At 72.3% G+C, this 13,440-nt stretch carries 8 protein-coding genes and 1 tRNA gene; 7 read left to right on the forward strand and 2 right to left on the reverse strand.

Annotated elements, in window-relative coordinates; all coding sequences use genetic code 11:
* Window positions 1-59 precede the first annotated feature (59 nt).
* From tmk to OG310_RS19650, 4 genes are all read left to right on the forward strand, one after another.
* Window positions 60-3,782, forward strand: coding sequence for a dTMP kinase (gene tmk / locus OG310_RS19635; RefSeq protein ID WP_329457182.1), 3,723 nt, complete (start codon window positions 60-62; stop codon window positions 3,780-3,782).
* 273 nt (window positions 3,783-4,055) lie between these two features.
* Window positions 4,056-5,261, forward strand: coding sequence for a DNA polymerase III subunit delta' (locus OG310_RS19640; RefSeq protein WP_329457183.1), 1,206 nt, complete (start codon window positions 4,056-4,058; stop codon window positions 5,259-5,261).
* A gap of 140 nt (window positions 5,262-5,401) precedes the next feature.
* The gene (locus OG310_RS19645) at window positions 5,402-6,934 is read left to right on the forward strand and encodes an alpha/beta hydrolase (RefSeq protein WP_329457184.1); all 1,533 of its coding nucleotides are present in this window, start codon (window positions 5,402-5,404) and stop codon (window positions 6,932-6,934) included.
* Window positions 6,935-7,031: 97 nt separating this feature from the next.
* A tRNA-Thr gene (locus tag OG310_RS19650) sits at window positions 7,032-7,105 on the forward strand.
* Window positions 7,106-7,246: 141 nt separating this feature from the next.
* Here the strand turns inward: OG310_RS19650 and OG310_RS19655 are convergent.
* Window positions 7,247-8,452: a glycosyltransferase gene (locus tag OG310_RS19655; protein ID WP_329457185.1), complete on the reverse strand. Its 1,206-nt coding sequence runs from the start codon at window positions 8,450-8,452 to the stop codon at window positions 7,247-7,249.
* A 469-nt stretch (window positions 8,453-8,921) separates the two neighbouring features.
* Between OG310_RS19655 and OG310_RS19660 the strand changes: the two genes are divergently transcribed.
* On the forward strand, window positions 8,922-9,599 hold the full coding sequence (locus OG310_RS19660) for a hypothetical protein (RefSeq protein WP_329457186.1): 678 nt from the start codon (window positions 8,922-8,924) through the stop codon (window positions 9,597-9,599).
* Window positions 9,600-10,003: 404 nt separating this feature from the next.
* Window positions 10,004-10,828, forward strand: a complete 825-nt coding sequence (locus tag OG310_RS19665) for a hypothetical protein (RefSeq protein WP_329457187.1) — start codon at window positions 10,004-10,006, stop codon at window positions 10,826-10,828.
* Between the two features lie 231 nt (window positions 10,829-11,059).
* Here the strand turns inward: OG310_RS19665 and OG310_RS19670 are convergent, their stop codons facing one another.
* Entirely contained in the window at window positions 11,060-12,505 is a 1,446-nt protein-coding gene (locus OG310_RS19670) for a DHA2 family efflux MFS transporter permease subunit (protein WP_329457188.1), read from the reverse strand.
* 96 nt (window positions 12,506-12,601) lie between these two features.
* Here OG310_RS19670 and OG310_RS19675 point away from each other — a divergent pair, with 96 nt between their 5' ends.
* Window positions 12,602-13,339, forward strand: a complete 738-nt coding sequence (locus OG310_RS19675) for a TetR/AcrR family transcriptional regulator (RefSeq protein ID WP_329457189.1) — start codon at window positions 12,602-12,604, stop codon at window positions 13,337-13,339.
* The last annotated feature ends 101 nt before the right edge of the window (window positions 13,340-13,440 follow it).

Raw genomic sequence — 13,440 nt, forward strand, 5'->3', positions numbered from 1 at the left:
TGGTTCATTTGTACGGACCGGGCCTCCGGCAGGCCATGCGGTCCCGATAGGCTGGGCGGATGACGCGAGCCGAGCAGCCAACGGTCGTGAGCCCCACCTCCGACCACGACGCACTTGCCGCAGACTCACGAGAGCGCGCCGTTCGTTCTCTGCTGCGCCTTCCTCCGCTTCGGCGGTTGTGGGGCGCGCAGTTCGCCGGCGGCATCGGTGATGTGCTTGCGGTGCTTGTGCTGGTGGTGCTGACCCTCCAGGCGGCGATCGCGGACGGCTCGTTCGGGCCCGGGTACCGGGGGGTCGCGTTCGCCGTGGCCGCCGTGTTCGGTGCGCGGGTCGTCGCGACGCTGCTGTTCGGGTCGGTACTCCTTGGACCCCTCACGGCACTCCTCGCGCCCGGCAGCGGCAAGCCGCGCCCGGCCGCGGAGGCCGCCGACACGGGGAAGACGGGCGGCACCACGGGGGACGGGTCCTCCAGGACCGCAGGAGACAGCAGCCCCGCTCCTGGGCGGCCGAAGCCGTCCAGGGCGCGCAGGCAGTCCCGGGACGGCGGCCCCCTCGACCGCCGCTGGACGATGATCGTCACGGACGCCGTACGGCTCGTGCTGTTGATCGTCGCGCCGCTGTGGATCGACTGGATGCCGGACCGCGCCCTGCCGATCCTGCTGAGCACGGTCTTCGTGGCCGGTGTGGCGGAACGGTTCTGGACCGTGGCCAAGGACAGCGCCGCGCCCGCCCTGCTGCCCCCGCCGCCGCCCGAGGGCGACGCGGTGCGACCGCTGCCCGACCACCTCGACGCGCTGCGCAGGCTGTCGCTGCGCACATCGTTCCTCTCCGTCCCCGCCGCGGCGCTCGTGCTGCTCGTGGCCACCTTGATCAGCAATCTGATCGGCACGGGCGTGGAGTGGTTCACGCTGCACCAGGCGGGCCTCGCCTCGTACGTCGCGGCCGGCCTCTTCGCCGCCTCGGTCTCGACGCTGGTCCTGCTGGAACTCCCGGACGGAAGGACACCGCGCCCCCGTTCGCCGCTGGAGGGCCTGCGACGGCCGGTCGCCCCGGCCTCCGCCATCTCTGCCGCCAAGACCTCCGAAGGTGCCGCGGGTTCCGCCGGCGCCAAGGGTTCCACCGCCGGTGCGGCGGCCGCCCCGGACCGTGGCCGTACGGGCGTACTGCCGGTACTCGTCCTCGCCTGCGGCGCGATCGCCGGAGCCATCACCTCAGCCGTGGCCGTGTCCGTCCTGGACGCGAAGGACCTCGGCGGCGGCCCGGTCGCCTTCGCCCTGCTCGTGCTCGCCCTGACGGGCGGTACGGGTCTCGGTATCCGACGCGGCCCGAAGGTGCTGCCGGCGCTCTCGCGCAACCGGCTGATGGTGCTCGCGATCGCCGTCACCGGCGTCGCCCTGCTGGTGATGGGCCTGGTGCCGGACACGGCGACCGTCCTGCTGCTGGCGCTGCTCGCCGGTTTCGCCGGGGGCGTCGCCGCGAACGCGGGCCACACCCTCGTCGAACTGCAGGCCGAGGAGCGGCGGCGCGGCCGGCTGACCGAACACCTCCACGCGGTCGTACGGGTCACCATGGCGATCGCCGCGATCATCGCGCCGCTCGTCGCGGCGGCCATCGGCCCGCACCGTCTGGCCAGCGGCGACTTCGTCTTCGCGCACGGCGGCGCGGCCTTCACGCTGATGCTGGTGGGCGCGCTGCTGCTGCCCGTCGCGGCCGTCGTCCTGGCCAAGACCGACGACCGTTCGGGCGTACCGCTGCGGCAGGACCTGCTGGACGCCGTGCGCGGCGGGTCCGACCCCGCGCAGACCGCCACCGGGACCGGCTTCTTCATCGCCGTCGAGGGTGGTGACGGCGCCGGGAAGTCGACGCAGGTCGAGGCGGTGGCCGAGTGGATAAGGGCCAAGGGCCACGAGGTCGTCGTCACCCGCGAGCCGGGCGCCACGCCGGTCGGCAAGCGGCTGCGGACGATCCTGCTCGACGTGTCGAGCGCGGGCCTGTCGAACCGCGCCGAGGCGCTGCTGTACGCGGCGGACCGCGCGGAGCACATCGACTCGGTGGTCAGGCCCGCGCTGGAGCGCGGCGCGATCGTCGTCTCCGACCGCTACATCGACTCGTCCGTCGCGTACCAGGGCGCGGGCCGCGACCTGTCGCCGACCGAGATCGCCCGTATCTCGCGATGGGCGACGCAGGGGCTCGTACCCCACCTGACGGTGCTGCTCGACATCGATCCCGCGACGGCCCGCGAGCGGTTCACGGAGGCGCCGGACCGGCTGGAGTCGGAGCCCGCGGAGTTCCACGAGCGGGTGCGCACGGGATTCCTCACGCTGGCCGCGGCGGACCCCGCGCGCTACCTGGTGGTCGACGCGGGCCAGGGCCCCGAGGCCGTCACCACCGCCGTACGCCACCGGCTCGACCAGCTGCTGCCGCTCTCCGAGGCCGAGATCAAGGCCCAGGAGGACGCGCGGAAGGCCGCCGTCGAGGAGGCCAGGCGCAGGGCGGAGGAAGAGGCCGCGCGCGAGGCCGCCAGGAAGGCGGAGGAGGAGCGGCTCGAACGGGAGCGGCAGGCGCAGCTCGCCAAGCTCCGTGCCGAGGAGGAGGAGCGCAAGCGCCGCGAGCTGGAAGAGGCGCGGCAGCGCGAGATCGAACGCCAGGAGGAGGAGGCCAGGCAGCGCGCCGAGGAGGAGCGCCGCAGGGCCGAGGAGGAACGGCGGCGCGCCGAGGAGGAGGCACGCCTGCGGGCCGAGGAAGAGGTCAGGCAGGCCGAGGAGGCACGGCTGGCCGCCGAGGCGGCCGAACGCCGGCGGGCCGCTGAGAAGGCGGCGTACGAAGCGGAGCAGGAGCGCCTGAAGCAGCGGGCCGCCGAGGAGGCACGGCAGCGCCAGGAGGACGCGGAGCGCCGTCTGGAGAAGCAGCGGCTGTCGGAAGAGGCGCTGCTGAAGGCCGAGGAAGCGCGTCGCAGGGCCGAGCAGGAGGCGGCGGAGGTCGCCGCCGCGAACCCGGAGCCCGGCGTGTCACCGAACGAGACGACGCTCCAGACGCCCATCGTCCGAGACCCCGGTGCGGATGCCGACGCCGACGCCGAGCGGGACTCCGGGACCGGATCGCAGACCGAGCGGAAGCCCGGGACCGGCCCGGACAACGGGCGCCCGGACAACGGGCGGCCGGCCTCCGACGAGGTGGCGCGGGAGGCGCCCCGCCGCGGGCCGTCATGGGCCGCGCGGGAGTCCGACGCGCCGCCGGCCGGTACGGCCTCTGCTCCGGTGCCGACCGTCGCCTCCGACCAGGAGGAGACGACCACGCTGCCGCGGTTCGCGGACGCGGACGCGGAGCTGCCGGTGTCGGCCGAGGAACGCGAGGCGGAGGAGACCGCGGTGCTGCCGCAGTACCGCTCCGCCGACGAGACTGCCGTACTGCCTCAGGTACGGGACGACTCCGACGGCTCCGGGGCCCGGGGCGCCCACGGCGACGAGCGGTTCCCGAAGGGCTACTTCCGGGACGAGGCAGCCTCCGCCGTACGCGGCGCCACCGCGGTGCCGGGGGGCGGCAACGAGCGCACCCGCGAGATCCCGCAGGTGCGGAGCGCGGGCGAGGCGGGCCCGGCGGACCAGGGCCGCAGGCAGACGCGGGACCCGGACGCCGCAAGCCGCACCGGGTCGCGCCGCCGGTCCGACTGGGCGGAGGAGACTCCGCTCGACGACCTGCCGTCACTGGCCGACGAACTGCTCGGCGGGCAGGACGACGATGAGGACGACAACGGCGGCCGTCGCGGCGGTCGCCGCCGCTGAACCCTCGCGGGGACGGGACTGTCGTACCCACCCGCCACAATGGAAGAAGACGGCGGGACCGCGCCCTGCACGGCGCGGTCCCGGTTTCTTCCGGTCCGTCGTGCTCGGCGGCCACCGGGGCCACGGCCCGTCCTGCCCGGACGCCCTGACGGCCCCCGGCGGGGCACCGGGCCGGGCGGAGCCCGCAAGGGTGGAGCCAGGCAGGACGGGCCACGGAGTGCTGGGCGGTGCCGGGTACGAAACCGGCGCCGGGTACGGAACTGGGGAGCGCGCATGACCGTATGGGACGACCTGGTGGGCCAGGAGCGCGTCCAGGTGTCGCTGGCGGCCGCCGCCCGGGACGCCGACGCCCTCGTCACGGCGGAGTCGCGGGGTACGGACCCGCCCGCGGCCTCGAAGATGACACACGCCTGGCTGTTCACCGGCCCCCCCGGGGCGGGCCGTGACACGGTGGCACGAGCCTTCGCCGCCGCGCTGCAGTGCGTCAGCCCGGATCGCGCGCTCGGCGGCGAGCCGGGATGCGGGTTCTGCGACGGATGCCACACCGCACTGATCGGTACGCACGCCGATGTGGAGGTCATCCGTACGGACCTGCTCTCCATCGGCGTGAAGGACACCCGTGAGCTCGTGCGGCGCGCCCAGCTCTCGCCCGCGGTCGGGCGCTGGCAGGTCATCGTCATGGAGGACGCGGACCGGCTGACCGAGGGCGCGGGCAACGTCCTGCTGAAGGCGGTGGAGGAGCCCGCGCCGCGCACCGTGTGGCTGTTGTGCGCGCCGTCCGTCGAGGACGTGCTGCCGACGATCCGTTCGCGCTGCCGCCACCTCGTGCTCGGCACGCCGTCGGTGGACGCCGTCGCGGACGTGCTGATGAGGCGGGACGGCATCGAGCCGGAGATGGCCCGCTCGGCGGCCCGGGCCACCCAGGGACACATCGACCGGGCGCGCCGGCTGGCCACGGACGAGCGGGCGCGCGCCCGCCGCAGCACGGTCCTCAAGCTGCCGCTGCGCGTGGACGACGTCGGCGCGTGCCTCAGGGCCGCGCAGGAACTGGTGGACGCGGCCGGGGAGGACGCGAAACAGGCCGCGGAGGAGACCGACGTCAAGGAGACGGAGGATCTGCGCGTGGCGCTCGGCGCGGAGAGCGGGGGCCGGATGCCACGGGGCACGGCAGGCGCCATGAAGGAGCTGGCGGACCGCCAGAAGCGCCGGTCGACGCGTACACAGCGGGACAGCCTGGACCTGGCGCTGACGGACCTGACCGGTTTCTACCGGGATGTGCTGGCCATCCAGCTGCGCTCGCGGGTGCAACTGGCCAACGAGGACGTGCGGGACGCGCTCGACCGCGTGGCGGGCGGTTCGACCCCGGAGCGGACGCTGCGGCGGATGGAGGCGATCGGTGCCTGCCGGGTGGCCCTTGACCGGAATGTGGCGCCACTGCTGGCGGTCGAGGCCATGACGATGGCGCTGCGCGCGGGCTGACCCGCGCCGCGCACGGGCCGTACGGCGACGGTGTCCGACCTGTTCGCCGTACCGGCCGGGCCGTTGACGAGCGACGCCACCCTCACCCGTACGTGCGGCGGGGCGCTCTGCGGCACCGGCCCGGCGGTTAGGCTCCGCTGATGGACACCAGGCGCCTGCTGCGTACCCCCGCCGCCGCGTTCGTGGCGGCCGGACTGTTTCTCTCCGGCTGTACCTCGTCGGGCCCGGGTTCCGACCCGAACCCCGGGGCGGGCTCCGTGGACCAGGCGGCCCTGGCCGCGTACTACGGCCAGAAACCGGCCTGGCACGCGTGCGAGGTCCCCGGTTTCCAGTGCGCCACCATGAAGGCGCCGCTCGACTACGCGAAGCCGGACGGCGCGCAGATCAAGCTGGCGGTGGCCCGCAAGAAGGCGACCGGGCCCGGCAAGCGCCTCGGTTCGCTCCTCGTCAACCCGGGCGGCCCCGGCGGCTCGGCCATCGAGTACCTGCAGAGCTACGCGGGGATCGGCTACCCCGCCCAGGTCCGCGCGCGCTACGACATGGCCGCGATGGACCCGCGCGGCGTGGCCCGCAGCGAACCCGTCGACTGCCTGACGGACCGCCAGATGGACGCGTACACCGAGGTCGACCAGACACCGGACGACGCGGCGGAGGTGAGCAACCTCACCACCGCGTACAAGAAGTTCTCCCAAGGCTGCGAGACGCACGCGGCGAAGGTGCTGCCCCACGTGTCGACGGTCGACGCGGCACGCGACATGGACATCTTCCGCGCGGTGCTCGGCGACAAGAAGCTGTCCTACGTCGGGGCGTCGTACGGCACCTTCCTCGGCGCGACCTACGCGGGCCTGTACCCGAAGAACACGGGACGGATCGTGCTGGACGGCGCGATGGACCCGTCCCTGTCGGCGCGGGACCTCAACCTCCAGCAGACGGCGGGCTTCGAGACGGCCTTCGAGTCGTTCGCCCGGGACTGCGTCAAACAGGCGCAGTGCCCGCTCGGCACCACGTCCGTCCCGGCGGCCGAGAACCGCCTCAAGGACTTCTTCAAGCAGCTCGACGGCAAGCCGCTGCCGACCGGCCAGAGCCGCAAGCTCACCGAGTCGCTGGGGACGACCGGCGTGATCGCCGCCATGTACGACAAGTCCGCCTGGCCCCAGCTGCGCCAGGCGCTGCGCAGCGGCCTGACGGGCGACGGAGCCGCGCTGCTCACGCTCGCCGACTCGTATTACGAGCGCGGCCAGGACGGTGCCTACTCGAACCTGATGTACGCCAACTCAGCCGTGAACTGCCTCGACCTCCCGCCCGCCTTCACCGGCCCCGACCAGGTCAAGGCGGCGCTGCCGGCCTTCGAGAAGGCGTCCCCCGTCTTCGGCGACGGCCTCGCCTGGGCCTCCCTGAACTGCTCGTACTGGCCGGTCAAGGCCACCGGCACTGCCCACCGCATCGAGGCCGGGGGCGCGGCCCCCATCGTGGTGGTCGGCACCACCCGCGACCCCGCCACCCCCTACCGCTGGGCCAGATCCCTGGCCTCCCAGCTCGACTCGGGCCGCCTCCTCACCTTCGAGGGCGACGGCCACACCGCCTACGGCCGGGGCAGCGACTGCATCGACACGGCGATCAACACGTACCTCCTGGACGGCACGCCCCCCGCAAAGGGTAAAAAGTGCACCTGACCAGGCCAAACACCCTGTCTCCCGGGGTGGACGGAGCACCCCGGGAAACTGTGTAGACTTGGCGTCGCCGCTGATCGCACCATGGTGCAGTCGGCACGCCGCCTTAGCTCAGTTGGCCAGAGCAACGCACTCGTAATGCGTAGGTCTCGGGTTCGAATCCCGAAGGCGGCTCATCCAAACCGCAGGTCAGACATTGTCTGACCTGCGGTTTTTTGGCTGTCGGAGGCGCCTGCGCCGCTTCGCGCGAGCGGCCCGGGACGGGGTGGTCTCCGTTACGGGCTCAAAAGTGGCGCTCTCCGGCCGGCGGCTCGTTCATCCCAGGCGGTCGAGCAGCAGGTTCGCGGCCACCGCGGCTCCGTCGGTGCGGATCTGGGGGCCCAGGGCCTGGGCCCGTGCCCGGGTGTCGGGGGCCAGGGCTGTCTTGAGCGCGAGGTTCAGGGATTCGGTGGTCGGGGTCGGGCCCTCGTGTGCCGCGCCGATGCCGAGGTCCGCGACCCGGCCGGCCCAGTACGGCATGTCCGACAGCTGGGGCGGGACCACCACCTGCGGGACGCCCGCCCGGGCGGCCGTCATCGTCGTGCCCGCGCCGCCGTGGTGCAGAACGGCCGCCACCCTGGTGAACAGGCGCTGGTGGTTGACCTCGCCGATCGCGAAGCAGTCGTCCTGGTCGTCGATCAGGCCCAGGCCGGCCCAGCCGCGGGAGACGAGTGCGCGGTGGCCCTGCGCGCGGATCGCCTCGATGGTCCTGCGGGGGGTGTCCTGCGACGGGCTCATGCTGCCGAAGCCGACGTAGACGGGCGGTGTGCCCGCGTCCAGGAAGGTCACCAGGTCGGCCGGGAGCGGGCGTTCGTCGGCGGTGCTCCACGCACCCGTCTGTGTCACGTCGAGGCCGGGGGTCCGCCGCCACGGTCCGAGGACCGGGTCCGCTGCCAGCCACGGCCGGTCGGTGTAGACGTGACGACGGACGTCGACCACCGGTGGCAGGCCGATCGATGCCCGGCGGCCGTTGAGTATCTCGCCGAATTGCGCGTCGACGTTGCGGGCGTCCAGCTCCCACCGCTTCCGGTTGTCGTTCGTCTCCGGCTCCGGCCAGCCCGGCCGTGGCGGCGGCGCGTGGTGCGGCGAGGGCAGTTGGACCGCCGAATAGCTCGCGTACACGTAGCGGATGCCGGCGGCCTCGGCAACGGACCGCGCGGCGATCTGCGCCAGGCCGGCCGCGACCAGGACGTCGCATCCGTCGGCGGCGGCGGGGAAGAGGTCGAACTGCGTGTCGACCATCTCGTTGCGGGCCCGGGACAGTTCCGCCGCCGACGGCAGTGTCTCCGTGCGTTTCGCCGCCCGTACCGGGGGGCCGACCGGCACCAGCCGTACGCCGAGACCTGCCAGCCGTTGCGCGAACTCCTCGTCAGGCGGGGCGCACATCCGCACCTCCGCGCCGCCTGTTCGTAGCCGCACCGCGAGTGCCACCAGCGGTTCGACATCGCCACGCGTCCCGTAGGTCGACAGCAACACCCGCATGGTGGCTCCTCTTTCGGTCGTGTTCCGATGAGTCCGGGCCCGTACCGCTCAGCCGTCGCGCGGTCCGCGCCGACGGCGATGTGTCGGTCGTGGCTGGTGTGCGGGCAGCAGTGTACGTCGGGGGGCGCTCGATGCGGCGGGTCGGCCGGTCGGGCCGCGCGACGACCGGACGCGTTCCGTTTATCGGCCAACTCGGCGGTGTAAAGGCCGACTTCTGCCCCCCGGGTGGCGGCCCGGGACTCCCGGGTCACCTTGCGGACGGTCGTGCCGATCAAGCAACGCTCCCTCTCGCGTGGGGCCGTGCCCGGTGGCTACGGTGAGCGCCAGCGTGCCTGCCCACGCGGCGTCGCAGTGCCGGCCTTGGGCGGCCCGTGGCGGCGAGGCAAGCGGGGTTACCCGATCGTCAACACAACCTGAGAGCCAACCGATGCCCAGTTCGTCATCGCCCACCCCTGATGTTTCGATTGTCATGCCCTGCGCAGGATTCGGGACGCGCTTCGGGGCGCCCTACTCGAAGGAGCTGCACTGTCTGGCTCCTGGGGTCACGGTGCTCGACCGCAGCCTGGAGCCCGTTGTCGAACTGGCGAGAAGTGGGCTGAACGTGCGCCTGGTCGTCGTCTTCAGGACGCACAAGCTGGACACGGTGAGCTATCTCGCGCGTTACGCGGAGACCCTTCAAGTGGTCTTCGTCTACCAGGACGAGTCGTTGGAACAGGGTCTCGACGGCGCGATCCGGTCGGCCCTGCCGATGACGCAAGGGCCGGTGGCCCTTGTTCTTCCTGACATCGTTCTCTCCGGCGCGGGGAGCACCGGCAGTCTGCTCGCCGCCTTGCGGCACGTGGGGACGTCAGGTGTGGGGGCGACCGGTTGGAGCGTGGTGGCCACCGAGGAGCGCGATCCCGACACGCTGCGGCAGATGGGCGCGCTGGCCGTGGTCGAGGACGGCGGTGTCCTGACGGTCAAGGAGGCCACCGACAAGCCGGCCGATCCTTCGGGCTTCAACGCGTTCTGGGGCATGGTGGCAGTGGCCGAGGACGAGGCGCACCGGTTGCCCGACGTGGCGAGCAAAGGGGTGGTCAGTCCCCTGGCTGGGGCGGTCGCCCTGATGGTGGACGGGATCGTCAACTACAACACCGTCGCCGGCTGACTCCTCAAGGCGCCAACCGGCTGGTGTGCTGGCGGCCCGGCCCCTCGTCGGTCTCGGTGGCCGACGTGCTGCCGGGCGGTCGGGACGCCGCGTGCGGCTCGGCCTGTTCTCGCTCGGGCGTTCGCGGTCCCGGGCCCCGCGCGTGTTGCGACGAGCGGGGACGAGAGGGGACGGGTACGGATCGCTGGCATCGGGCGCTGTCATCGGGCACGCCCTTTTCCGGGCGCCGACCTGTCCTGGCCGAGGGCTGTGGATGCCTGTCCGCCTATTACGCCGGCAGGGGATAAATATTCTGATAGTGGGGTTTTGTCCTGCTCGTTATCTGTACCGCGTGTTTACCGTGGCGATCGCGCGTCGGCTCGACTTCGGCGCGGTGGCCCCTCGGCGAACTGGAAGGAGCGAGCGTGACCGCTCGCATTGACATGTACAGGAAGACCGCTCTCGCGGTCACGGCGCTGGCCGCCCTCACCTTCTCGACCATCTCCGCGTCGGCCTCAGCTCCCGCCACGGGCGGGAGTCACGCGGGCGTGAATCACCGGGGCGAGGACCACTGGGGCGTGATCACGCGCAACACGATCGGTTCCCCCGTCGCCGATCTGCGGAACGGGCCCTTCGGCTCGGCCGGTGTGCAGGGACCCGCCGCAAGGCCGCCCTACGGAAGGGGCAGCCTCGGCATCGAGGTGGCCGACCACTCCACCTCGCTGACTCCGCCCAGTGAGAAAGTCGACTTCGGCAACGAGGTCGATTTCTATGGTGACCCGGTGCTGGGCCTCAAGCGCGTCGGGTTCCACGTTTTCCAGACCGACGAGAACATCGCCTACGGCGGCGGCGGCGCGAACGGTGCCAAGAACATGCCGAACATCAGGTTCGAGATCGATCCGAACCTGGCCGCGGCTCCCACCACCCACTACTCCACGATGAACTGGCAGCCGGACGCCTCCCCGGTGACGGGCGAGTGGAGTCCCTACCTCGACGCCACCACCACCGGCAGCTGGTTCCTCACGGGCAACGCGGGCACCGTGACCGGTTGCGACCTGGCCGGCCCGTGCACCTTCCAGGAGCTGAGGACCGCGCTGAACGACGGAGGCGCGGCCCCGACCATCAAGACCGCCGCAGTGGGTAAGGGGCGGGACTACATGTGGATCGGAGCCGTCGACGGGCTCCGGATCAACCAGGATGTCTACGACTTCGAGGCCGACGGCGTTCACCGGCTCCGCCGCGGCTGGTGAGCAGCGTCGGAGCCGGCGCGGTGCGTGACGACCGTGTCGGCTCCGACCCACCGCGACTCGCACAGGGTCCGACGCGGGCTCGCGGTGCGATCGGGGGCATCCACCAGGTTGCGGGATCAGCTGGTGCTGTCGCGATCGGCACTCGCCCGGTCACGGCGGTCCGAGGCGCCACCGGTGGGCCGGGCCGCCGGCTGCGCGTGAACGCCGCCGGTGCGGGCGGGTGGCTCGGGGTCAACCGTGGGCCTGCTGCGCGTGCTTGGGCAGGAGGCCCACCAGCAGCAGCGTCAGGAAGCCGAGGCCCGCGGTGATGCCGAAGACCAGTTCCGCCGCCGCGAGGTAGGAATGGACGGACGCGTGGCCGACCCGGGTGAAGAACACCGTGCCGAGGGCGGCGACGCCGATGGCGCCCGCGAACTGCTGGACGGCGTTGAGCAGTCCCGCGCCGGTGCCGACTTCCTCGGCCGTGGCATCGCCGATGATGAAATCGACCAACGGGACGAACACCAGCCCGGAGCCGAAACCGGTCAGCAGCAGCGCGGGCGCCAGCTTCCAGAAGGTGATGTCGGCGCCCCAGTGGGCGACGGACCACCACAGGGCCAGCAGACCGGCGACGGCGATGGACAGCCCCAGGTGCAGGGTGGCGCGTCCCAGCTTCTCGGCGAGAACGGCGCCCGCGAGCAGGACGGCGACGGCGGTGCCGAGGGCCCAGGGGATCAGCGTGAGGCCGGTGTGCAGGGGCGTCCAGTGCATGCCCTGCTGCAGGAGCAGGTTGATGACGAGCACGAACGCGCTCAGTGACGCGTAGAACCCGGCCACGATCAGCAGACCGACGACGAAGCTGCGCTTGCGGAACAGCGACGGTGTGATGACCGGGTGCTCGCTGCGGCGTTGGGAGACGACGAACAGTGCGAGCAGGACGATGGCGGCGGCCATCATGGCGTACGTCCAGGGGGGCCAGCCGAGATCGCGTCCCTGGATGAGCGGGACGATGAGCAGGGCCGAGGCCGCGGTGAGCAGTCCGACGCCGGTGAGGTCGAGGCGGGCGGTCGGGTCCTCGCCGCCGCGGCGGGGCAGGACGCGCCGGCCGAGCGCGAGGGCGGCGACGCCGAACGGGACGTTGATCAGGAAGATCGATCGCCACTGGCTGCCGAACAGGTCGAGGTGGAGCAGCCAGCCGGCCAGGATGGGTCCGGCCACCATGGTCAGGCCCATCAGCGGGCCGACCGGGGTCAGCGCCTTGCGCAGGTGCTGGGGCGGGAAGACGACCTTCACCAGGGCCAGTCCCTGCGGGATCATGACCGATCCGCACAGGCCCTGCAGCGTCCGGGCGACGATCAGGAAGACCACGTGGGGGGCGAGACCGCAGGCGAGCGAGGCCAGGGTGAAGCCGCTCATGCCGAGCAGGAACAGTCGTCGGCGCCCGAGCAGGTCCCCGAGCCGTCCTGAGGTGACGAGGCCGAGCGCGAAGGCCGCGGTGTAGGCGCTGAGCACCCACTGCACGGTGACCTGGTCACCGCCGAGATCGGCGCGGATCGAGGGGCCCGCGAGGTTGGCGACGCTGGAGTCGATCAGATCCATGATGTCGGCCAGGATCACGACGACCAGGACGAGCCCCGCGGTGCGCAGGGGCAGCGTGCTGGTGGTGGGCGCCCGGGGTGGGCGCTGGATAATGGACACGAACACTGTTCTACAGTGGATCGCCGTTCGTGACAAGACGAACGGCGTTCGCCATAGCGCGGAACGCCGTTCGCCGACGTGGCTAGACTGCCGGGTATGTCACCGACTCCGCAGCAGCGACGCGAAGCGCGGCACCAGCTGGGCACCGGCTCCGGCACGCCCGCGGCCCGGCGCGGACCCTCCGGCGGGCGCAAGAAGCCGATCACGGTCGAGGCCATCATCGGCGCCGCGTTCGGCATCGTGGAGACGGAGGGCTACGAGGCCCTCACGATGCGGCGTCTGGCCACCGCGCTGGAGACGGGACCGTCGTCGCTCTACGCGCACGTGGTCAACAAGGAGGACCTGGACGAGCTGCTCATCGGCCGTCTGTGCGCCAAGATCGACCTGCCGGAGCCGGAGCCCGACCGCTGGCGGCAGCAGATCATCAGCATCTGCACCCAACTGCGTGACCAGTACCTGCGCTACCCGGGTATCTCGCGGGCCGCCTTCGCCGCCGCACCGTCCAACCTGGACACGCTGCGCGTCAGCGAGGGCATGTTCGCCGTCCTGCTCGCCGGGGGCATCGACCCGCAGTCCGCCGCCTGGGCGATCGACTCGCTGTCTCTGTACATCAGCGCCTACAGCCTTGAGGTCTCCCTCGCGAAGGAACGGCTCAACCGCTCGGGCGACAACTGGGTGGTCAGCCGCGACGAGCTGCTGCGCCGGTTCGCGGCACTGCCCGCCACCTTCCCCCACACCAAGCGGTACGCCGCAGAACTCACCGCCGGCACCATCCACGACCGCTTCGACTTCTCCGTCGGCCTGCTGATCGACGGGCTCCCCGGGGCCCGCTGAGATCCGTGAACCTCCGTCGCGGGCCCGTCGCCGGATCCGAACGGTGGATCCGAACGGTGGTCAGGGGGCGGGCCGGCGGGCCGGCGACGAGCATCGTGACG

It is taken from the genome of Streptomyces sp. NBC_01497, from assembly GCF_036250695.1.
Classification (GTDB): Bacteria; Actinomycetota; Actinomycetes; order Streptomycetales; family Streptomycetaceae; genus Streptomyces.

Bases quoted from the DNA above. Each gene is read 5' to 3' on its own strand.
- tmk (WP_329457182.1), top strand. From the start codon at position 60: ATGACGCGAGCCGAGCAGCCAACGGTCGTGAGCCCCACCTCCGACCAC.
- OG310_RS19640 (WP_329457183.1), top strand. From the start codon at position 4,056: ATGACCGTATGGGACGACCTGGTGGGCCAGGAGCGCGTCCAGGTGTCG.
- OG310_RS19645 (WP_329457184.1), top strand. From the start codon at position 5,402: ATGGACACCAGGCGCCTGCTGCGTACCCCCGCCGCCGCGTTCGTGGCG.
- OG310_RS19655 (WP_329457185.1), bottom strand. From the start codon at position 8,452: ATGCGGGTGTTGCTGTCGACCTACGGGACGCGTGGCGATGTCGAACCG.
- OG310_RS19660 (WP_329457186.1), top strand. From the start codon at position 8,922: ATGCCCTGCGCAGGATTCGGGACGCGCTTCGGGGCGCCCTACTCGAAG.
- OG310_RS19675 (WP_329457189.1), top strand. From the start codon at position 12,602: ATGTCACCGACTCCGCAGCAGCGACGCGAAGCGCGGCACCAGCTGGGC.